This window comes from Demequina aurantiaca (assembly GCF_050598105.1).
Classification (GTDB): domain Bacteria; phylum Actinomycetota; class Actinomycetes; order Actinomycetales; family Demequinaceae; genus Demequina; species Demequina aurantiaca_A.
In genome coordinates this window covers 2643047-2663535 of record NZ_CP192436.1, presented here as the reverse complement: position 1 = coordinate 2663535, position 20489 = coordinate 2643047, and the positions used below count along the sequence as shown (strand labels likewise).

Here is a 20489-nt window from a genome sequence, read left to right as displayed (position 1 = left end):
GCGTTACTTCTTCTCGTTCTCGTCCTCATCGTCGACGATCTCGGCGTCAACGACGTCTTCTTCGTCGTTGGCGGGGGCGTCGTCGCTGGCGGGCGCTTCGCCCTCCTGCGGCTCGGCCTCTTCCGACTGCTGGGCCGCGTAGACGGCCTCGCCGATCTTCTGCGCCTTCTCGACCAGGGTGTCGTGCGCAGTCTTGACTGCTGCGGTGTCGTCACCCTCGAGGGCGGTCTTGACCTCGGCGATCGCGGACTTGACGTCCTCGGCCACCTCGGCGGGGACCTTGTCCTCGTTCTCGCCCAGGATCTTCTCCGTGGAGTACGCGAAGGACTCGGCGTTGTTGCGAGTTTCTGCGTCCTCGCGACGCTGCTTGTCCTCTGCCTCGTGCTCGGCCGCGTCAGCAACCATGCGCTCGATGTCTTCCTTCGACAGCGCAGAGCCACCGGTCACCGTGATGGACGATTCCTTGCCCGTTCCGCGGTCCTTGGCGTGCACGTGGACGATGCCGTTCGCGTCGATGTCGAACGTGACCTCGATCTGCGGCACGCCGCGCGGCGACGGCGCGATGCCGCCGAGCTCGAACGTACCGAGCAGCTTGTTGTCGCGGGCGAACTGGCGCTCACCCTGGTAGACCTGGATCATCACGGACGGCTGGTTGTCGTCAGCGGTCGAGAAGACCTCGGAGGACTTGGTCGGGATCGCGGTGTTGCGCTCGATCAGCGACGTCATCACGCCACCCTTGGTCTCGATGCCGAGGCTCAGGGGCGTCACGTCAATGAGCAGCACATCCTTACGCTCACCGGTGATCACACCGGCCTGGAGTGCGGCGCCGACGGCGACGACCTCATCGGGGTTGACGCCCTTGTTCGGGGCCTTGCCGCCGGTGAGCTCGGTGACGACCTCGGTGACGGCGGGCATGCGGGTGGATCCACCCACGAGCACGACGTGGTCGATCTGGCTGAGCTGAACGCCAGCATCCTTGATGACCTGCTTGAAGGGAGCCTTGGTGCGCTCGAGCAGGTCCTTGGTCATCTCCTGGAACTGAGCGCGCGTGAGCTTGCTGTCCAGGTGGACGGGGCCGTTCTCGCCAATGGAGAGGTACTGGAGCGAGATGTTGGTCGAGTTAGACGTCGAGAGTTCCTTCTTGGCCTGCTCGGCAGCCTCGCGGAGTCGCTGCACGGCGGACTTGTCCTTGGACAGGTCGATGCCCTCGGAGTTCTTGACCTCCTTGATGAGGTGGTCAACGACGCGCTGGTCCCAGTCGTCGCCGCCCAGGCGGTTGTCGCCTGCGGTCGCCTTGACCTGAATGGTCGAGAAGTCGTCCTCGTCCTTGCCGACTTCGAGCAGGGAGACGTCGAACGTTCCGCCACCGAGGTCGAAGACCAGGATGAGCTCGTCTTCCTTGCCCTTGTCGAGTCCGTACGCCAGTGCGGCGGCGGTGGGCTCGTTGACGATGCGCAGGACCTTGAGGCCCGCGATCTCGCCGGCGTCCTTGGTCGCCTGGCGCTCGGCGTCGTTGAAGTACGCGGGCACGGTGATGACGGCCTCGGTGACCTTCTCGCCCAGGTACTCCTCGGAGTCGCGCTTGAGCTTGCCGAGGATGCGCGCGCTGATCTCCTGCGCGCTGTACTTCTTGTCGTCGATGTTCTGGTCCCAGTCGGTACCCATGTGACGCTTGACCGACGCGATGGTGCGGTCGACGTTGGTGACGGCCTGGCGCTTGGCGATCTCGCCTACGAGCACCTCACCGGTCTTCGAGAACGCGACCACCGATGGGGTGGTGCGGGCGCCCTCTGCGTTTGCGATGACGGTGGGCTCGCCACCGTCGAGAACGGCTACACACGAGTTCGTGGTGCCGAGGTCAATGCCTACTGCTCGTGACATAAGTCATTTCTCCTTGTCTAACGGCTTGCGCCGCTGGGCCTCGTCTGGCCCACGGTTGAGTCCGGCTCTCAAAGTTGAGCCGCATACACTCAAGTATCCGCATCTGTTCCGGATTGTCAAGTGGATTCGCGCAAACTTGAGTCGCATACGCTCAACTCTCAATATCGCGGGCTTGGCGGTGGGCCGGGTCGCCCAGATCGGGCCGATGGGCAGGGGTTCAACAGCGGTAGATTTGCCTCATGACCACCGACACCAGTGCAGCCTCAGCCCACTTCGCGGCCAAACTCGCGTTCGAGACGGACGTCTCGGACGCGCACTCCGCGTTGGAGGCCGCAGCCGCAGACTTCGTGCTGCTCGACTCCCGCGACCAGGTGGCCTGGGACCAGGGGCACGCGCGGGGGGCCACTCACCTGCCGAAGCCCCAGATGGCCGCGCGCATCCCCGAATACCCAACCGGCACCAGGTTTGTTGTCTACTGCTGGGGTCCGGGTTGCAACGGCGCCACGCGCGCAGGACTGATCATCTCCGAACTCGGCTACGAGGTGAAGGAGATGATCGGGGGCTTCGAGTACTGGGCGCGCGAGGGCTACCCGGTGGACGCGGCCGGCCACGATCCGGTCACCGGCGTGCCCACCGTGGTCGACGCGACGCGCGCGCCAGACTCGCTCACCGCCCCATCCCTTCAGTCGGGGCGGCGCATCTCCTGCGACTGCTAGCCACCCTCCCCGGGTCCGCTCGCGGCTGGGCGGGTAGTAGAGCACGTGAGGCCGGCCGGTCGTATGCCCGACCCGGCTACTCGAGCCGTCCGTCGCGCATGCGGATGATCCTGGACGCCATCGCGTGGGCCTCGGTGGGGTCGTGCGTGACCACGATCGCGGTGGTCCCCGAGGATCGCAGAATTTCCCTGACGTCCACGGCGAGGCGTGCGCGCAGCTCCGCGTCGAGCGACGACAGCGGCTCGTCGAGCGCGAGCAGCCGCGGCGCCGGGGCCAGGGAGCGGGCCAGGGCCACGCGCTGTCGCTGACCCCCGGAGAGCTCCGTGATGGCGCGGGCGCCGTACTCCTCCAGGCCCACGAGCGCCAGCATCGCTCCGATGCGCTCCTCGCGCTCGTCGCGCCCCATGCCGGCCATCTCGAGCCCGAAGCCGATGTTTCCGGCCACGGTGCGGTGCGGGAAGAGTTGGCCGTCCTGGAACACCAGCCCGAAGCCACGCTTATGGACGGGCGTCAGCGTGATGTCCTCCCCATCCCACGCGATGCTGCCGGCGCTCGGCTCCACCACGCCAACGATCGCGCTGAGCAGCGACGACTTTCCGCAGCCGCTCGGACCCAACAGGGCGACAATCTCGCCGGGTCGAACCTTGAGGTCGACGCCGTCGACGGCCTGCACCGGCGGCTTGCCGGGGTAGGTCACTCCCAGCCCGGCGACCACGAGGCCGCGCTGGGACGCGGGCGGGGTCGTGCGCTCCGTCCCGTCGGGGGCGGCCGTAGCCGCGCCGCTTGCTGTCCTAGTCATAGATCCGCTCCCACCTGAGTTCGCATGCGTTCCGATGCCATCATGACGGACGCCGTCAGCACCGCGAGCAGCACGGAGGCCGCGAAGGCCATGCCGATGTTCTCAATTCCTGGGCGCCCCAGCAGCCGGTAGATGGCCGTGGGCAGGGTGGGCCGGTCCGGCCGCGCCAGGAAGCTGGTGGCCCCAAACTCGCCCAGCGCGATCGCGAACGCGAAACCCAGCGACAGCCCTACGGCCCCCCGCAGCATCGGCCAGTCGACCCGTCGCCACACCTGCCACGACCCGGCACCGAGGGCCGATGCCGCCATGCGTTGCCGCGGGTCGATGGCCCGGGCGGTGGGCACGATGCTGCGCACCACCAGCGGCAGCGCGACCACGGCCTGGGCGGCGGCGACGAGCCACCACGAACCGCCAATATTGATTCCGAAGATTGGCCGGTTGAGAGTGAGCAGCATGCCGAGTCCCACCATCACCGCGCTCACCCCGAGCGGCAGCATCACAAGAGTGTCGAGCACCGCGCCCCGCCGGGACCGGTGCGTCACCAGGTACGCGACGAGCACGCCGAGCGTGGTCGCGACGCCGGCCGCGATCGCCGCGGTGACCAGAGAGTTGACGGCGGCCTGCCACACGGGCACGGGCAGGATCGCTCGCCCCGGCTGCTGGAAGAGCGCCGCGTAGTGGTCGAAGCCGTGGCCCGATGCGGTGCGCAGCGAGCGCTCGACCAGCGCGTAGAGCGGTGCGGCGAGCAGCACAGCGACGACGGCGACGATGCCCACGACCACCGGGGCGTCACGCCTGGTCGCGGGCCGGGTGCCGTCGAGGCGGCGCGACGGCAGGGCGCGCTCGCGGCGGCGACGCATCGCGTTAGAGACCCACAGCGTGATCCCCACGATGACAAGCTGGAGCATGGACAGCACGGCGGCGGCGCGCAGGTCCAGGAACTGGTTGACCTGCAGGTAGATCTCGGTCTCCACGGTGCTGACTCGGGTTCCGCCCAGCACCAGCACCACCCCAAAGGAGGTCGCGCAGAACAGGAACACGATGCTGGCGGCCGAGGCGATGGCCGGGGCCAGCGCGGGCAGCGTCACCGCGCGGAACGCTCGCCACCGCGACGCGCCCAGTACTCGCGCCGCGGCCACGGTGGAGGGATCCATGGCGGACCACGCGCCGCCCACTATCCGCAGCACCACCGCGATGTTGTAGAAGACCAGAGCGGCGGCGATGGCCGCGACGGACTGGTCGAGCGAGAAGTAGCCGAGCAGCCCGGAGGGACGCAGCAGCGCGGAGAACGCGGCGGCGACCACGATGGTGGGCAACACGAACGGCACGGTCGCGATGGCCCTGATCGCGCGCTGTCCGCGCCACCGCAGCCGGAATAGCGCGTACGCGGCGGGCACGCCGATGAGCACCGAACCCGCCGTCCCGAGCACGGCCAGCCACACGGTGGTCGCGACCACCTTGGTGGTGCGCGACGCAGTGAGGACGTCCCACGCCCCGGCCACGTCGAGGTGCCCGTCGACCACCAGCCCGCGGCCCAGCACGGCCACCAGCGGCCACACAAAGAACAGGCCGAGGAACGCGACGGGCGCGGCAGCCAGCGCCCACCACCAGGGATGGAGGCGACGGCGACGGCGCAGCACGTGCGTTCCTCGGCCTACGAGTATTCTTCAGCCGCGCCCTACGGCGTGACGATGTCCGTCCACTGCTGGATCCACTCGTCGCGGTTCGCGCTGATCTCGGCGGGCGCCACGTCCCACGGCTGCTCGGCGAGCGGCGCGAACTCGGTCCACGCCTCGGGAACGGCTACGGAAGAGGACACGGGGTACACGTACATGTTCTCGGGGATCGACGCCTGGAACTCATCGGAGAGCATCCAGTCCACGACGGCCTGTGCGCCGGCGGGGTTGGCCGCGCCCTCGAGCACGCCCGCATACTCAACCTGGCGGAAGCACGTGTCCAGCAGCGCGGCGGTGGGCGTGGTTCCGTCCTCGCCAACCTCGTACGGCGGGGACGATGCGTAGCTCAGCACGATGGGGTAGTCGCCCCCGTAGTTGGGCGCGGAGAAGTCGGTGTAATACGTGTCCGACCAGGACGAGGTGACGCGCAGGTCGTTCTCGTTCAGCGCCGTCCAGTAGTCCTGCCAGCCGTCGCCCTCGGCGGCGATCGTGGCGAGCAGGAACGCGAGGCCGGGGGAGGAGGTGGCCGGGTTGGTCACCGACAGCAGGCCCTGGTACTCGGGCTCGAGGAGGTCGTCGAGGCTCGTGGGCGCGGCCACGTCGTTGGCCTCGAACCAGGTGGTGTCCACGTTGAGGCACACGTCAGAGAAGTCGATTGCGGTCAGCGCGGAGCTGTCGGCGACGGCGTACTGGGCGGCATCGGCGGCGGCGGGCGCGGTGGACTCGTAGTCCGCGAAGACGCCCTCGTCGATCGCGCGTGACGCGAACGTGTTGTCGACGCCAAACACCACGTCACCGAGCGGCTGGTCCTTGGTGAGGATGAGCTGGTTGACCAGCGTGCCGCCGTCGCCGGGGGCGACGAAGGTGACCGCGAGGCCAGTCTCGGCCTCGAACGCGTCGATGACGTCATCGGGAACGGCGAAGCTGTCGTGCGTGACGACGGTGACCTCGGTGCCAAGGTCTGCCGTTGCCGCGGAGGCCGCGGCGCTGGGCGAGGTGGACGCGGCAGCCGAGGCGCTCGGCTGAGGGTCCGCGTCGGCGGACGAGCAGGCGGCGAGCGCCAGCGTGGAAATGGTGATTGCCGCGAGTGCGGCGGTGCGCGATGTGCGCATGGTGATTCCTCCCAGAAATACAGGAGGGGACGAGACTCGACTCCCTACGCCGGTGTCAACCGGATCAGGTTCGAGGGTCTGCGGCGGTTCCGCACTCTCAGCGTTCTATTCTCTTGCGAGAAACGCTCCCCTGTCGTGAAAGGCCAGCATAGCGCCGATGCGTCCGGCAAAAGAAAACGGCGCCGGTCGGGTGACCGGCGCCGTTCTTCATGCCCGGGGACGAACCCGGTTGTTACTGCTCACTACTAGGGGTTGATGACCAGGCTGTCGGCTACCTGCTGGGCCATCTCGGCAGAGGAGGCTGAGTCGGCGGGAGTCGAGGCGAACACGATCACGGACGTGTCGCCGTCAACCACGATGCTGACGGTGGCGTAGGTCGTGACGCCGACGCTCGACGATGAGTAGCTCAGGCGGGCGGCGTCGTAGCCCACCGCAGTCACGAAGCTCTCCGCGTCTCCGATCTGCACGTCATCGGTGCCGGCGCTCGCGGAGGTGGCGAAGGCCTCGAGCTCCGCCCCGAGGTCGTTGCTGTCCACGCCTCCGGTGGTGGTCATGAGCATGACCGAGGATCCAGCGGTTTCCGTCGCGGAGGTGTCGATCCACATGCCGCTGACCTCCGCCGTGGCGTCGAGGAACACGCCGCTGAGCTGGTCGCTCAGCGTGTCGAGGTCGATGAATTCGCCAGCGTCGGTCATGTCGGGCGCATACGCGTAGCTGATGAGGCCAGACGGGCTCGTGACCTGGGTCCACCCGGCCGGGATGACCGCGTCGCCCGCTGCGCTGGCGGCCTCGTTGTCCGTGGGCGTCTGTTCCTCGGTGGCCTCTGGCGCGGGGGCGGCCGTGGCCTCGCCCGCGCTGGTGGCGGAAGGCGAGGCGCTAGATTCCACCGCGTCATCGGATCCCGAGGACAGGACCGCGAGCAGGATTGCCGCGATCGCGAGGATGAGTATCACCGCGCCGGCCACGATCGCGATGATGGCGCCGCCGCCGAGGCCCTTCTTAGGCACGTCGGTCGGCGTGCCAGTGGCGCCACCGTAGTATCCGGAGGCGTCGCCGTTGGAGCCGGCTGCCGCAGCCGAGTACGCGGGCACTTCGTCGCCAGTCGGCGGGACCTCGAACTGCTCGGTCTGCGACGTGGGGCTGGACGCGACGGGCATGACCGCGGTCGCGGCCGTGGCGTCAGTGGCCGGTGCAGCGGCCGTGCCGTCGGGGCGGTGGGTGTGCTCGGTCCAGACGTTGCCGTCCCAGTAGCGAAGCCCGGTGGCGTCGTGGGGGTCGGTGTACCAGCCTGCGGGGGTGTTCGTGGTCATGTGTGCTCTCCTCAAGTCGCGCTCAGCATAGCCGGAGGAACTCTACGAGCGGGGGCAGTTTGCCTATTCTTCGCTTGGCGCGCGCCCCTACGGTTCGCAGGCCCAGCCGTCCTTGTCGCGGTCAGACGTGGCGTTGAGGGTGTACAGCGAAGCGGACACGTAGGTGCTCGCGAGGATCTTGCCGCCCATGACGCCGTTCTGAGTGTCCTTCACCGAGGAGCTCTTGGCCACTCCGCCGGGGTAGTGCTTTCTCATCTCGGTGCAGTTTGAGTACTTGATTCCGAGTGGAGTGGTGGAGGCCGAGGTCCGCGACGTCGACGTGTAGCCAGACTTGGACGCCGAGACCTTGAACGTGACCTTCTTGTACGCGTCCTGTGGGCGCACCTTGAAGGTGGTGCCGGTGGCGCCTGCCACGGCTGAGCCGTTCACGTACCACTGGTACTTCTTGGTGACCGTGCCTGGGCCCCACGTCCCCACCTTCCCCGTCAGAGTCGAGCCGACCTTGGCGGTCCCGGACACGGTGGGCGTGGGCGCAGAGGTGAGCTTCTTGCCGATCGCCACGGCCACGCTGTGCCGCGTCGTCGTGGTGTAGCCCGACTTCCTTGAGGTGACGGCGACGGTGATCTTGTGGCCAGCATCGGCCGTCTGAGCCTTGTAAGTCGTCTTGGTAGCCCCGCTGATCTTGGCGCTGTCGCGGTACCACTGGTAGCTATACGTGGTCGCGGAGGGCGACCACGTGCCGCGCGACATCGTCAGGGTGTATCCCACGGTGGGCGTGCCGGTGACCTTCGGAGTCGGCGCGGTTGAAAAGAGTCGATGCACGGACGCGCCCGAACTCGAGCGACTCTGTGTTGTGTAGCCCGATTTCTTTCCGGTGACGGTCACGGATATCTGACGCCCAGCATCGGCCGATTTCAGTAAGTACGACGATGCTGTGGCGCCAGTGACGTTGACTCCGTCACGCTTCCATTGGTAAGTCAATGCGACCGGGGCGGGACCCCAAGCCGCAACGTTGGCCTTCAGCATCTGCCCAGCGTCAAGCACCCCAGTGATTTTGGGGGTTGTGTACGTCAGTGGCTTCAAAATGGTCACGCCAGGCGAGATTCGCGTCGCCGCGATGTACCCGTAATCGGTTGCCTCGACCTGCACGGTGATCGATTTGCCGAGGTCTGCGGTCGTCGTTTCGTATTCGAAACCTCGGGCGCCGGAGATCGGCTTCCCGTTTCGCATCCAGACGTACGTAAAATGGGCTTCAGCGCTGAATCCCGATGGCTTGGCGGTCAGGAACCTGCCCGTGGCTGCGACTCCGGAGATTGATACCTTCGCGGCGGTGGAGAACTGATAGTTGACTTGCACCGTCTTGGTGACTGGCGTGGGGTCGAATCCGGGGGTCGTCGCGCGTACCTCGAAGGTGACGAACGAACCTTGGTCGACGGACGGGAGCATGACAAAGTCGTCTTTGCGTATCGAGTCCCCACGAGAAGTCTTCCACTGAGACTCTGTCTCAGGGAAGGCGCCAGTCGACCAGTTGAATTGTGCTTTGACGATGTCACCAGGCTCGCCGCGCGCGGGCAAGCCGACGCTCAGGGTGTCGCGCCACGAGCAGGGCTCGCCCGCAGGACTCACCGAGAAGCTCACGCTGCCTGAGTACCGGCGGTAGCCGGCTTCGAAGTACAGGCGCGTCTGCAAGGTGGGGACGCTCCAAATCGCGCCCTCGGGGCCGCTAATGCCCATTGAAGGTGGCGGATCAAGATGGACCGCCCTTCCGTCATCGTCCTTAACGAGGCCCCACGGGGCAAGCACGCACGCCTGGATGGGCGGCGCAACGATTGTCTGGTCCCGCGCATCGAAGTATTCGAGAGTGTCGACGTCGCCTAGTGGGCTGAGGTCAGAGATGTGGTTTTTGCCAAGGCCGAGGCGCTTCAGGCTCGGCAGTTGGGTGATCGGGGTGACATCGGAGACCTCGGCATCGAAAACTTGCAGTTCCTGAAGATTGTCGAGGCCGATCAGGGGCGCGAGATCCTCAATGTCGGTAAAGTTCGCCGTCAACGTCTCGAGGCCCGTGAGTGCGGCGACTGGCTCCAATGACGACACTGGGCTGTTCGTCACCCGGAGGTTTCGAAGACTGCCCATTGTCTCGATGCCATGGAGGCTCTTGACCTGGGGAGACTGAATGTCTAAGTGGGTCAGGTTCGACAGTTCTGATAAGCCAGTGAGATCGCCGCCAAAGTCGCCGTGGATGTCTAGTGAAGTGAGACGAGTCAGGTTTCCCAAGGGCCAAACTGAGTGAACGTTGAGCTGGTTAATGCGGAGTTCTCGCAGCGATGGCAGTAACTGGAGCGACTCGATGTCGGTGACCCTGTATGCGCCGTTGAGTTTCAGTGTCACGAGAGCATCAAGACCGGCGAGCGAGGAGAGCGAGTTGTCTTCGATCGTGTCGACCACGAGCACGGTCAGAGCGGGCAGTGTCGCGAGCGGGCCAAAGTCGATTTGTTCGCCGTCACTCGTATCGGCGTAGAGGCTGGTCAGGTGCGGGAGTCCAGTGAGGGGCACAAAGAGGTCGCGAGTCGCGTTGGGATCGGGCGAGTGTCCAACGTAAGCCGTGCTGATGTTGAGCGTGCGCAGGTTTGTTGCATGCTCGAGGCCATCAAGTTTCCCGAGGAACCGTCCGGGGCATTGAAGCACTGTGAGTTCGAGCATCTGGCTGGTCGAAATAGTGGCCCCCTGCGACAACCCGAGGGCGTCGGTGACGCAGTTGCGAAGGTCACCGCGCGGCATGTCAATACCTTCATCTGCGGCCGATGCTTCTGGCGTAATGAACGACAGCGCTACTGCCGCGATCGTGACCGTCGCCATCAGACTGCGGCGAAAGGTGTGCACGGCCATATGTCCCCCAGGTGTGAGTGGGAACCGCCTGGCTACGAGGCATCGTGCGAGTTCGTTGCGTCAGTGTGCGCCTCGTGAGATTGCGTGTCAAGCATTTGCTTGACCGAGCCCGAGCAGCTCAGAGGAACGTTAGACCTCGGTGCGGTGGAAGTTCTGCGATCCGCGGCTGGCGGTGGGTCCACGCTGGCCGCTGTAGCGCGAGCCGTAGGCGGCGGAGCCATACGGGTGCTCCGCGGGCGAGGACAGGCGGAAGAAGCACAGCTGCCCAATCTTCATGCCGGACCACAGGTTGATGGGCAGGGTAGCGACGTTCGCCAATTCCAGGGTCACGTTGCCCACGAAGCCGGGGTCGATGAAGCCGGCCGTGGAGTGTGTCATGAGGCCAAGGCGACCCAGCGAGGACTTGCCCTCGAGGCGAGCCGCGATGTCATCGGGCAGCGTCACGGACTCGTACGTCGAACCCAGCACGAACTCGCCGGGGTGCAGCACGAAGGGGGAGTCGGCATCGACCTCGACCAGGCGGGTGAGCTCAGGCTGGTCCTGTGCAGGGTCGATCACCCCGTACTTGTGGTTGTCGAAGACGCGGAAGAACTTGTCCAGGCGCACGTCGATGGACGACGGCTGGATCATCTCCGGCTCGTAGGGGTCGAGCGCTACGCGCCCGGCATCGAGTTCCGCACGGATATCGCGATCAGACAGCAGCATGTGCCAAACCTACCCGGCGGGCGCGCCTCGGGTGGCATCGCCGAGTACCGCAGTGCGCACAGCGCCGCAGAAAGTTTTAGGATTATGACCAGAAACGTGTACGGTAGAGCGCAAACGAATCGTTTCGATAGTGCGCGCATCGCGCGCTATCTCGAACCGCCCGCCCCGCGTGGGCAGGCTGAGGCTGGGTCACACCGCCTTCAATGGGGAAGGGCACTATGCAGTTTGGTCACTTTGACGATGACGAGCGTGAGTACGTCATCGAAACGCCGCACACTCCGTATCCGTGGATCAATTACCTCGGTTCGCAGGAGTTCTTTGGGCTCATTTCCCACACCGGCGGCGGCTACGCGTTTTATCGCGACGCCAAGATGCGCAGGCTCACGCGTTACCGCTACAACAACACGCCCGTTGACTCCGGTGGACGCATCTTCTCCATCAACGACGGCGGCGACGTGTGGAGCCCCGGCTACTTCCCGTACAAGAAGGACCTCGACTTCTTCGAGACGCGTCACGGCATGGGCTACACGCGCATCTCCGGATCGCGCGGCGGCCTCAACGTCTCGACCCTGTTCTTTGTCCCCGTCGACATCAACGCGGAGATCCACCAGGTCACCGTCACCAACGAGTCCGATGCGGCAAAGTCCGTCACGCTGTTCTCGTTCGTCGAGTTCTGCCTGTGGAACGCGGAAGACGACCAGACCAACTACCAGCGCAACCTCAACATTGGTGAGGTCGAGGTAGTCGACGGCAACATTTATCACAAGACCGAGTACCGCGAGCGTCGCGACCACTTCGCCGTGTACGGCGTCAACGCGCCCATCGCCGGCTTCGACACCGACCGCGACACGTTCCTGGGTCACCAGAACGGCTTCGGCGAGGCTGAGGTGCCCGCGGCGGGCAAGTCCGCGAACTCCGTCGCGTCCGGCTGGTACCCGATCGGCTCGCACTCGCTCGACGTGGAGCTCGCCCCCGGCGAGTCCAAGACTTACACGTTCACGCTCGGCTACCTGGAGAACGCCCGCGAGGACAAGTGGGAGTCCAAGGGCATCGTCAACAAGGCGCCCGCTCTGGAGCTGCTCGAGAAGTTCGACACCAACGAGAAGACGGACGCTCAGTTCGCCAAGCTCCGCTCGTACTGGGACCACCTGCTGGGTTCGTACACGGTCAGCTCGAGCGACGAGAAGCTCGACCGCATGGTCAACATCTGGAACCAGTACCAGTCCATGGTGACGTACAACATGTCGCGCTCGGCCTCGTACTTCGAGACCGGAATTGGCCGCGGGATGGGCTTCCGCGACTCGAACCAGGACCTGCTCGGCTTTGTGCACCTGGTTCCGGAGCGCGCTAAGGAACGCATCATCGACATCGCCTCGACCCAGTTTGAGGACGGCAGCGCGTACCACCAGTACCAGCCGCTCACCAAGCGCGGGAACAACGCCGTGGGCTCCGGCTTCAACGACGACCCCATGTGGCTGGTGCTCGGCACCGCGGCGTACATCAAGGAGACGGGCGACTACTCGATCCTCGACGTGCCCACGCCGTTCGACAACGACGAGTCCAAGGCCATGCCGCTGATGGAGCACCTCAAGCGCTCGTTCGACCACGTCACCAACAACCTCGGTCCGCACGGCCTGCCCCTGATCGGGCGCGCCGACTGGAACGACTGCCTCAACCTGAACTGCTTCTCCGACACCCCCGGCGAGTCCTTCCAGACCACCGAGAACCAGGCGGGCGGCGTCGCCGAATCGGTGTTCATCGCCGGCATGTTCGCTGCCATCGGACCCGACTACGTCGAGCTCGCTCGCCGTCGCGGCGACGAGGCGGAGGCCACTCGTGCTCAGAACGCGATCGACGAGATGAAGCAGGCCGTCCTCGACCACGGTTGGGACGGCGAATGGTTCCGCCGCGCCTACGACTTCTACGGCAACCCCGTGGGCTCGCAGGAAAACGATGAGGGCAAGATCTGGATCGAGCCGCAGGGTTACTGCATCATGGGCGGCATCGGCCTGGACGACGGCAAGGCCATTCAGGCGCTGGACTCCGTCCGCGAGCGCCTGAACACCCCGCACGGCATCGTGCTCCTGAACCCCGCGTTCACCGAGTACAAGATCGAGCTCGGAGAGGTCTCCACGTACCCCGAGGGTTACAAGGAGAACGCCGGGATCTTCTGCCACAACAACCCGTGGATCATCATCGCGGAGACGATGGTGGGGCGTAACGAGAACGCTTGGGAGTACTACAAGCAGATCGCCCCGGCGTATCGCGAGGAGCAGTCCGAGGTTCACCAGCTCGAGCCCTACGTCTACGCGCAGATGATCGCCGGCAAGGACGCCTCGCGTCACGGGCAGGCCAAGAACTCCTGGCTGACCGGCACCGCGTCGTGGAACTTCGTCACCGTCTCGCAGTACCTGCTGGGTGTGCGAGCCGACTACGACGGACTGGTGGTTGACCCGTGCATCGGTGCGGAGATCGGCCAGTTCACCGTCAAGCGTCAGATCCGCGGCGCCGAGTACGTCATCAACGTGACGAACTCTGGCGGCAAGGGCGCTGCGCTGACCGTGGATGGACAGCCGATCGAGGGCAACACCGTGCCCTACGCCCCCGCGGGGTCAACCGTGGTGGTCGACGCCGTCGTCTAGTTCACAAATGTAAGCACAGTGCCCGCGCCCCGCTCCTTCGGGGCGCGGGCTCTGTGCTTCTTCATCCGACGTCGTGACGAGCGGCGCTGCCGCCCGTGCCGGGGCTCAGGCGCCCCCGCACGATGCCGGGCGACTCGCCGCGGTCAGCTGTCCCGGTCGGCCGTCGCCTCGGTCGCTGACGCCGTCTGCGACGAATCCGGGGTCGACGGTGACGGTGCCGCGGTCGCGATGGGTGGTGCAGGAGGCGCCGCTCGGCGACGATTGCGAGCATTCCTCGCGCGGATCGGCAGCACTATCGCGAGGGCGATGAGGCCCATGATGATGAGCCAGGGAAGCAGGACTCCGGCGATGACCAGCGCGACGGAGATGAAGGCGACGAGCCCGTTCCAGCCGGCCACGAGCCCGTCCCAGAACGTCTCGGGCGCGTCGTCGACGACGACCACTGGCTCCGTGGTGAGGGACAGGGCGATGGTCGACATCGACACCTGGTCTTCTAGGCCACGCTGGCGCGCCTCAAGGCCCTCGAGTTCCGCCTGGCGGCGGTCCAGCTCGTTCTCGAGCGTGATGATGTCTTTGATGTCCTTGGCCTCCAGCAGCAGGGCCTCGATGCGCGCGGTCGAGGTGCGCAGCGTCGAAATCTGCGCGTCGAGGTCCGTCACCTCGGTGGTGACGTCGTAGGAGTCGGTGCTGAACTGGTCCACGGTGCCCAGGTCGCGTAGGTCGTCCACCACGGCGTCCAGGTCGGTCGAGGGGATGCGCAGGGTCAGCGAGGCGGAGCCGCCGTCCCGCTCGTCGGGAGCGGTCTCGCTGCGGGCGTCGATCCGCCCGCCCGCGCCCTGCACGATGTCAGCCGCCTGGTCGGCGGACTCGATCGGGTCTTCGACCGTCATGTACATCAAGCCGGTGATGATCACGGAGCGGTCGGCCACGGGCGACTGCGGGTTCTGAGCGGACTCCGCATCGGCGAAGGCGGGCTCGGCACCCGCCTCGGCGACCTCGGCGTCGGCCCCGCTGTCCACGTACGCGGCGTCGGAGTCGGACGAGGAGGAGCAACCCGCGAGTACGGCTGCGACCACAAAGAGTGAGGCGATGGCGCCGCCGAGGCGGGCGCGGCGCGAGGCCGCTTGGTTGCGTGTGCTCATGTTGTTCATAGTAGGGAGACGCTTGGCAGCGCGCGAGCGTTGGGTCGAATCGTAACCATCCTGCTATTTGCCGTACCAAAAAGTTATTCAAATCCGCTGCATCCAAAACCGCACCTCGGCCGGAAGTACTACATGAAGGCGGGTCACAACAGGGTGACCCCCGGATTGGAGAAGGCACGATGCGCAAGACAATTTTCGCTTCAGTCGCGGTGGGCACTGTGCTCGCCGCCGGACTCGGGGCTCCCGCGATGGCCGTCGACGATGGCAAGGCAGAACTGTCCGTGTTCCACGGCATTCCCGGTCTGACCGTTGACGTCTACGTCAACGGCGAGCTCACGCTCGACGACTTCGAGCCCGGCGACATGGGTGGGCCCCTTCAGCTCGCTCCCGACACCTACTCGGTAGCGATCACCGCCGCCGATGCAGCGGACGACTCGGAGCCGGTTCTGGGCCCCATCGACCTGCCCCTCGAGGCCGACATGAGCTACACCGCTGTGGCTCACCTGACGGCTGACGGCGACCCGACCGCGACGCTGTTCACCAACGACATCAGTGAGACCGCTTCTGGCGAGGGCCGCCTGACCGTACGCCACGTGGCCGCGGCTCCGGCGGTAGACATCTGGGCCGACGGCGCGGTGCTGTTCTCGAACCTGGCCAACCCTGACGAGATGATGGGCGACGTGCCCGCAGCCACCTACGAGGCGGCTGTGTCGCTGACCGGCGAGACCGACCCGGTGCTTGGCCCGACAGACGTCCCGATCGAATCCGGCGTCAACACCATCGTCTACGCCTGGGGCAGCGCGGCTGACGCCAACCTCGCCCTTGCCGTGCAGACGGTGGACACCGCCACCCAGGACTCGGCGACGCCCACCGGCGTTCAGGCCGGCACCCAGGGATTTGCGGACGAGGGCTCGAGCATGAGCATCGCCGCAACCGTCGGAATCCTCGCGGCCCTCGGGCTGGCAGGCTTCGGCGTCACCGCAGCGGTTTCACGCCGCGGTCGCTGATCCAGCGCCCCGCCCTCACGGGCGGGGCGCACCACCAGGCAGGGGCACCCCTATCCCCCCGGGGGTGCCCCTGTCGCTCGCGGATCCTCGCCTCAGTGGCGTCGGTCCGCTGGCGGCTCCTCAGGACCACACGGGGGGAGACTCTAGGAGGAGATCCAGTGTTCAAAGCAGGAACCCGTGCCGCGGGCTTCATGGCCGCCGCGCTCGTCGCGATGTTCGCGTTGACCGGTTGCTCCTCCGCGGCGACCGCCGGCGACTCGACCGGATCGGGTGCCACGGCATCGGCGACTGTGGACGCCGGCCCGGACACCCTCGCGAGCATCCAGGCTCCGGGCACCAGGGCGCAGACCCCGGTGTACGAGGCGACTCTGGAAAGGCTCGAGGAGCAACGGGTCGCTAAGCCCGTGCGCCTGGCGGTGGCGGACCTCGGCCTGGACATGGACGTGACCGACGTCGGAATTCTGGACGACGGGACGCTGGAGATTCCGGACAGCGCAGCTGTAGCCGGGTGGTGGCGTGCAGGCGCCGCGCCAGGGCAGGACGAGGGAGTGGCGCTCCTGGCCGCCCACGTGGACGATCCGAGCGGCCTAGGCCCCTTCGCCGCGCTGAAGGGCGTCAGTGAGGGCGCGGAGGTGGACGTCACGCTCGACGACGGCACCATCGCTAGTTACAGGGTGTCCGCGGTCGAGCAGACGTCCAAGGAAACCGTCGACTTTGACCGCGTTTTGGACGGCACTCCGGGACACCAGTTGGTGTTGGTCACTTGCGGTGGCGAGTTTGACTGGAATACTCGTCATTACGACGACAACGTAATTGTGTGGGCGGAGCGGGTTGATGTTTAGCCGCGCGACGTTCCACTTGCCACATTCAGGGGGATACGCGGATGGCAGTGACGCCGCGCGACAACGGCTCCCCTGATGCGCGCCTCAAGCAGGTCCCGGCGGACACTGCGGACGATGCCGGAGCGGCCTTTGCGGCCGGCGCCGAGGGCTCCCTGGAGCGCATCTATCGCGACGTGTCACCGCTGGTCTACACGCTCGCCGTCCGCGCCCTGGGGGATACCCACGAGGCGGAAGACGTGACTCAGCAAACCTTCGTGTCGGCCTGGCGAGCACGCGACACCTTCGACCCCGCGCGGGGCGAGCTACGTGGATGGATCGTCGGCATAGCGCGCCGACGAATCGCCGATGCGCTCGACAAGCGCCGCCGCGAGAGCCTCAAGGTCGCGGCGGTGCGCGCCGTGACCGACGAGCGACCCGCGATCGACCAGGACCTGGACACCGTGCTGCTGTCCTACGAGCTCGAATCGCTGGGCGACCCCCGCCGAGTGATCATGGCGCTCGCCTTTGTCGACGGCCGTACTCACGAACAGATATCGGATCAACTCGGAATGCCACTGGGGACTGTCAAGAGCCATATACGCCGTAGCCTCGTAACATTGCGCGAACGCTGGGAGGTGACCGATGTCGCATCTTGATGACGATGCCGTAGCCAGCCTGGCCATCGGCGACGACCAGGACGCCGCCGCTGCCCTGCACGCCGCAGAGTGCAGCGAATGTACCGACCGCGTGGAGCACATGCGCGCGCTCGCGGACCGGATCGGCGCCCTGGGGCGTCACTCCGGAATGCTGACGCCCCCCGACTCCGTGTGGGAGCAGATTGCCAGCGAGCTCGGCGACGAACTATTGGCGGAGGCGTCAGTTACCGCAGCAGTGGCTCCCAGCGCGCCCTCCCCGCGCTCCGCGACGGAATCGCCCGAGTCTCCTGCGACCTACGTGGCTGATGCGCTTCAACGTGACGCCAAGGTCACTGAGGATGCGACCGTCGCGCCAGAGTCGACCGTCGCGCCAGAGTCGACCGTCGCGCCAGAGTCGACCATCGCCACCGACCCGGCCGGGGTCTCAGAGGCCTCAGAGGCCACGGTTCCCCCGCCGGTCGACCTGAACGCCGCGAGGTTATCCAGGGAGGCCCAGCGCGACGGATCGGGGTCCAGCGGCACTCAGGCTCGCGGCTCGCGTCGTACGCCGTGGCTGGTGGGTATAGCGGCCGGAATCGTGGGGCTGGTCGCCGGCGCGAGCATCTTCGCGGGCATCTTGAGGGGCGGCGAGCCCTCTGGCGACGTGGTCGCTCAGGCGGCGCTCACTAACCTCGTGACCGAGGCCGACGCGGGGACAGCCCGCGTGGAGGTCCTGGACGACGGCAGCGAGGTGCTGGTGCTCGACACCGACTTCGAGGACGTGCCCGGCGGCTACCTTGAGGTGTGGCTCATCGACCCCAACATCGAGGGAATGGTCAGCCTGGGGCACCTCACGCAGTCCAGCGAGGAGTTCGTCATCCCGAAGGGGTTCGACGTGGCGGCCTTCCCCATCGTGGACATCTCCATCGAGCCGCTCGATGGCGTGCCGACGCACAGCGGCGCCTCCGTGACACGCGGGGTCCTCGAGCAGTAGCGAGGGCGCTCCTCGCGGGGTTTAGGTCGGGCGCCTACGGACGCTGCGCGAACCGCTCAAGGAGTTCACCGTCGCCGGCGACCACCAGCAGATCGTCGGAGTTGACCACCGTCTCGGGGCTCGAGTACTCGAAGTCCCTACCGGGGCTCTTGACGCCGATGATCCGCACGCCGTACTTCTCTATGAGGCCCATCTGATCGAGCGTGAAGCCATGCGTCTCCTTGGGCGGACGCATCTTAACGACCGTAAAGCCGTCCTCCACCTCGATGTAGTCGAGCATCTTGCCGCCCACCGAGTGAGCGACGCGCGCGCCGGCGGAGGACTCGGGGAGCACCACGTGGTGCGCGCCGATGCGCCGCAAGATGCGCTCGTGCTCGTCGCTTATGGCCTTGGCCCAGATCTCGGGCATGCCGATGTCGACCAGGTTGCCGGTGATGAGAACGGACGCCTCGAGCGACGTGCCGACGCCAACCACGGCCGCCGCGAAGTCGCGCGCGCCCATCTGTTCGAGCGCACGGGGGTCGGTGGCATCGGCCTCCACGACGGGAAGGCGCTTGGACCACCGTTCCACGAGGACCGGGTCACGCTCGACGGCGAGCACCTCGACGTCCATCGTGTCCAGGGTGTCGGCGAGCGCGGAACCGAAGCGTCCAAGTCCGATGACCAGGACGCCGGTGGCGGAGGAGGCCTTGTTAGCCAATGAGAGGCCTTTCTGACGGGTATCGGATGACGCGGCGCTGCTTGTTCAACGCTAGCGCAGCGGCGATCGTGAGCGAGCCTACGCGCCCTACGTACATCAGGATGGTGAGCGTCATCTTGGCATCGTCCGGCAGCGAACCCGTGATGCCGGTGCTCAGCCCGCAGGTCGCAAAGGCGGAAACCACCTCGAACAGCGATCTATCGAGGGGGATGCCGGTTTGGGCCATGAAAACGCCAGTGCCCGTGATGACGATCGAGAGACTGATGACGGTGATGGCCACGGCGCCGCGTAGCACCTCTGTGCCGACCCGCTTGCCGAACGCCTCCATGTCGCGGCGTCCACGGGCCTCCGCCCAGATGGCCAACAGCAGCACGGCGAGGGTGGTGACGCGGATTCCGCCGGCCGTCGATCCGGAGCCGCCACCGATGAACATGAGGACGTCGCTGAGTAACCAGGATTGTTCGGACGCGTTGCTGATGTCAATGGCGGAGAAGCCGCCAGAGCGTTGGTTGACCGATTGGAAGAGCAAGTGCAGCGTTGTCGACTGGGTCGAATTGTCGCCGAGGGTGAGCGGGTTGCTCCATTCGAAGATGGCGAGCAGCGCAGCGGACAGGAACGCGAGTGCCGAGACCATGATGAGCGTGAGCTTGGTGTGCAGGGACCAGCTTCGAGGGCGGCGCCAGCCGCGGATGAGGTTGAGGTAGACGGGGAAACCGAGCGCGCCGATGAATACTCCGATTGCGAGGGGCGCCAAGATCCAGGCGTCGTCGGCGAAGGGGTACAGGCCCGCAGGGTCCGGCGAGAACCCTGCGTTGTTGAACGCGGAGATGCCGTAGAAAACCGAGTATCCGGCGGACCGGCCGAGCCCGTAGTCGAGGGTGAGGAACCGAGGGAAGAGGACGAGGGCGATGGCGATCTCGATGGAGAAGGACACGATCACGACCGTGCGCAGCAGCGTTCGTAGGTCACCCATGCCACTAGCGCGCGCCTCGCCGGCGGCGAGCAGGCGCGTCGTGAGACCGAGGCGCCGGGATACTGCCAGACCCACGAGGGAGGCCAGGGTCATGATCCCGAGGCCGCCGATCTTGATGCCCGCGGCGATGATGGCGAGGCCCCACGACGACCAGTAGACGCCGGTGTCCACCGTAGTCAGGCCGGTGACGCAAACGGCCGAGGTGGCGGTGAAGAGCGCGTCCATGAAGGGGGCGCGCTCGCCGGAAGCGGTGGCGATGGGGAGAGACAGGAGCCCGGCGAACAGGAAGATTACCGCGCCGAAGGTGATCAGCGTGAGGCGCGCGGGGGCGCTGAGTGCGACGCGGTCGACCCATTCGCTTACGGCTGCGCGCGCGCTGGTCAGCGAGCTCATGCGCCTCCTTAGTTGCCCTCGTCAGGGTGTCTACCTCTTAGGTTGCCACTACCTAGCGGCCCCCTATGACTCATCGGCACGTTCTTTCATCTTCACA

16 protein-coding genes and 1 riboswitch are annotated in these 20489 nt (G+C 66.4%); of the genes, 6 read left to right on the top strand and 10 right to left on the bottom strand.

Going from position 1 to position 20489, the window contains the following annotated elements:
• Nucleotides 1–3: 3 nt before the first annotated feature.
• The gene (gene dnaK / locus ACQU6B_RS12240) at nucleotides 4–1881 is read right to left on the bottom strand and encodes a molecular chaperone DnaK (protein ID WP_430867819.1); all 1878 of its coding nucleotides are present in this window, start codon (nucleotides 1879–1881) and stop codon (nucleotides 4–6) included.
• A 239-nt stretch (nucleotides 1882–2120) separates the two neighbouring features.
• Between dnaK and ACQU6B_RS12235 the strand changes: the two genes are divergently transcribed.
• Complete coding sequence (locus tag ACQU6B_RS12235; protein WP_430867818.1) at nucleotides 2121–2597, top strand: rhodanese-like domain-containing protein; 477 nt, start codon at nucleotides 2121–2123, stop codon at nucleotides 2595–2597.
• Between the two features lie 76 nt (nucleotides 2598–2673).
• Here ACQU6B_RS12235 and ACQU6B_RS12230 read toward each other — a convergent pair whose 3' ends face one another.
• The 6 genes from ACQU6B_RS12230 to dcd all read right to left on the bottom strand — a co-directional run bounded on the left by ACQU6B_RS12230 (nucleotide 2674) and on the right by dcd (nucleotide 11085).
• On the bottom strand, nucleotides 2674–3396 hold the full coding sequence (locus ACQU6B_RS12230; RefSeq protein ID WP_430867817.1) for an ABC transporter ATP-binding protein: 723 nt from the start codon (nucleotides 3394–3396) through the stop codon (nucleotides 2674–2676).
• Nucleotides 3393–5036, bottom strand: a complete 1644-nt coding sequence (locus ACQU6B_RS12225; RefSeq protein WP_430867816.1) for an ABC transporter permease — start codon at nucleotides 5034–5036, stop codon at nucleotides 3393–3395. Before ACQU6B_RS12225 ends, ACQU6B_RS12230 begins: the two co-directional genes overlap by 4 nt.
• A gap of 38 nt (nucleotides 5037–5074) precedes the next feature.
• The gene (locus ACQU6B_RS12220; protein WP_430867815.1) at nucleotides 5075–6184 is read right to left on the bottom strand and encodes a thiamine ABC transporter substrate-binding protein; all 1110 of its coding nucleotides are present in this window, start codon (nucleotides 6182–6184) and stop codon (nucleotides 5075–5077) included.
• Nucleotides 6185–6208: 24 nt separating this feature from the next.
• A riboswitch (TPP riboswitch) is annotated at nucleotides 6209–6326 on the bottom strand.
• 103 nt (nucleotides 6327–6429) lie between these two features.
• Nucleotides 6430–7494, bottom strand: coding sequence for a DUF2510 domain-containing protein (locus tag ACQU6B_RS12215; protein WP_430867814.1), 1065 nt, complete (start codon nucleotides 7492–7494; stop codon nucleotides 6430–6432).
• An 87-nt stretch (nucleotides 7495–7581) separates the two neighbouring features.
• On the bottom strand, nucleotides 7582–10380 hold the full coding sequence (locus ACQU6B_RS12210) for an excalibur calcium-binding domain-containing protein (protein WP_430867813.1): 2799 nt from the start codon (nucleotides 10378–10380) through the stop codon (nucleotides 7582–7584).
• A 129-nt stretch (nucleotides 10381–10509) separates the two neighbouring features.
• Nucleotides 10510–11085 (bottom strand): dCTP deaminase, encoded by a 576-nt coding sequence (gene dcd / locus ACQU6B_RS12205; RefSeq protein ID WP_430867812.1) that lies wholly within the window; start codon nucleotides 11083–11085, stop codon nucleotides 10510–10512.
• Nucleotides 11086–11303: 218 nt separating this feature from the next.
• Between dcd and ACQU6B_RS12200 the strand changes: the two genes are divergently transcribed.
• A complete protein-coding gene (locus ACQU6B_RS12200; protein ID WP_430867811.1) occupies nucleotides 11304–13727 on the top strand; it encodes a GH36-type glycosyl hydrolase domain-containing protein in 2424 nt (807 codons plus the stop codon).
• Between the two features lie 143 nt (nucleotides 13728–13870).
• Here ACQU6B_RS12200 and ACQU6B_RS12195 read toward each other — a convergent pair whose 3' ends face one another.
• Complete coding sequence (locus ACQU6B_RS12195) at nucleotides 13871–14869, bottom strand: DUF4349 domain-containing protein (RefSeq protein ID WP_430867810.1); 999 nt, start codon at nucleotides 14867–14869, stop codon at nucleotides 13871–13873.
• A gap of 179 nt (nucleotides 14870–15048) precedes the next feature.
• On the opposite strand from ACQU6B_RS12195, the gene ACQU6B_RS12190 reads away from it, so the two are divergent.
• The 4 genes from ACQU6B_RS12190 (at nucleotide 15049) to ACQU6B_RS12175 (ending at nucleotide 18326) form a co-directional block, all read left to right on the top strand.
• Nucleotides 15049–15876 carry a DUF4397 domain-containing protein gene (locus tag ACQU6B_RS12190; RefSeq protein WP_430867809.1) on the top strand — a complete coding sequence of 276 codons (828 nt, stop codon included), beginning with the start codon at nucleotides 15049–15051 and terminating at the stop codon, nucleotides 15874–15876.
• 158 nt (nucleotides 15877–16034) lie between these two features.
• The gene (locus tag ACQU6B_RS12185; RefSeq protein WP_430867808.1) at nucleotides 16035–16718 is read left to right on the top strand and encodes a class F sortase; all 684 of its coding nucleotides are present in this window, start codon (nucleotides 16035–16037) and stop codon (nucleotides 16716–16718) included.
• Nucleotides 16719–16759: 41 nt separating this feature from the next.
• Nucleotides 16760–17353, top strand: coding sequence for an RNA polymerase sigma factor (locus ACQU6B_RS12180; protein ID WP_430867807.1), 594 nt, complete (start codon nucleotides 16760–16762; stop codon nucleotides 17351–17353).
• Nucleotides 17340–18326 (top strand): hypothetical protein, encoded by a 987-nt coding sequence (locus tag ACQU6B_RS12175; protein WP_430867806.1) that lies wholly within the window; start codon nucleotides 17340–17342, stop codon nucleotides 18324–18326. The genes ACQU6B_RS12180 and ACQU6B_RS12175 overlap by 14 nt, the downstream gene beginning before the upstream one ends.
• Nucleotides 18327–18360: 34 nt before the next feature.
• Here the strand turns inward: ACQU6B_RS12175 and ACQU6B_RS12170 are convergent, their stop codons facing one another.
• On the bottom strand, nucleotides 18361–19026 hold the full coding sequence (locus ACQU6B_RS12170) for a potassium channel family protein (protein WP_430867805.1): 666 nt from the start codon (nucleotides 19024–19026) through the stop codon (nucleotides 18361–18363).
• On the bottom strand, nucleotides 19019–20392 hold the full coding sequence (locus ACQU6B_RS12165; RefSeq protein ID WP_430867804.1) for a TrkH family potassium uptake protein: 1374 nt from the start codon (nucleotides 20390–20392) through the stop codon (nucleotides 19019–19021). Before ACQU6B_RS12165 ends, ACQU6B_RS12170 begins: the two co-directional genes overlap by 8 nt.
• Between the last annotated feature and the right edge of the window lie 97 nt (nucleotides 20393–20489).

Excerpts from the sequence above, each read along its gene's own strand:
- dnaK (WP_430867819.1), bottom strand. The coding sequence starts at position 1,881 with ATGTCACGAGCAGTAGGCATTGACCTCGGCACCACGAACTCGTGTGTA.
- ACQU6B_RS12235 (WP_430867818.1), top strand. The coding sequence starts at position 2,121 with ATGACCACCGACACCAGTGCAGCCTCAGCCCACTTCGCGGCCAAACTC.
- ACQU6B_RS12230 (WP_430867817.1), bottom strand. The coding sequence starts at position 3,396 with ATGACTAGGACAGCAAGCGGCGCGGCTACGGCCGCCCCCGACGGGACG.
- ACQU6B_RS12220 (WP_430867815.1), bottom strand. The coding sequence starts at position 6,184 with ATGCGCACATCGCGCACCGCCGCACTCGCGGCAATCACCATTTCCACG.
- ACQU6B_RS12215 (WP_430867814.1), bottom strand. The coding sequence starts at position 7,494 with ATGACCACGAACACCCCCGCAGGCTGGTACACCGACCCCCACGACGCC.
- ACQU6B_RS12210 (WP_430867813.1), bottom strand. The coding sequence starts at position 10,380 with ATGGCCGTGCACACCTTTCGCCGCAGTCTGATGGCGACGGTCACGATC.
- dcd (WP_430867812.1), bottom strand. The coding sequence starts at position 11,085 with ATGCTGCTGTCTGATCGCGATATCCGTGCGGAACTCGATGCCGGGCGC.
- ACQU6B_RS12200 (WP_430867811.1), top strand. The coding sequence starts at position 11,304 with ATGCAGTTTGGTCACTTTGACGATGACGAGCGTGAGTACGTCATCGAA.
- ACQU6B_RS12195 (WP_430867810.1), bottom strand. The coding sequence starts at position 14,869 with ATGAGCACACGCAACCAAGCGGCCTCGCGCCGCGCCCGCCTCGGCGGC.
- ACQU6B_RS12190 (WP_430867809.1), top strand. The coding sequence starts at position 15,049 with ATGCGCAAGACAATTTTCGCTTCAGTCGCGGTGGGCACTGTGCTCGCC.
- ACQU6B_RS12180 (WP_430867807.1), top strand. The coding sequence starts at position 16,760 with ATGGCAGTGACGCCGCGCGACAACGGCTCCCCTGATGCGCGCCTCAAG.
- ACQU6B_RS12175 (WP_430867806.1), top strand. The coding sequence starts at position 17,340 with ATGTCGCATCTTGATGACGATGCCGTAGCCAGCCTGGCCATCGGCGAC.
- ACQU6B_RS12165 (WP_430867804.1), bottom strand. The coding sequence starts at position 20,392 with ATGAGCTCGCTGACCAGCGCGCGCGCAGCCGTAAGCGAATGGGTCGAC.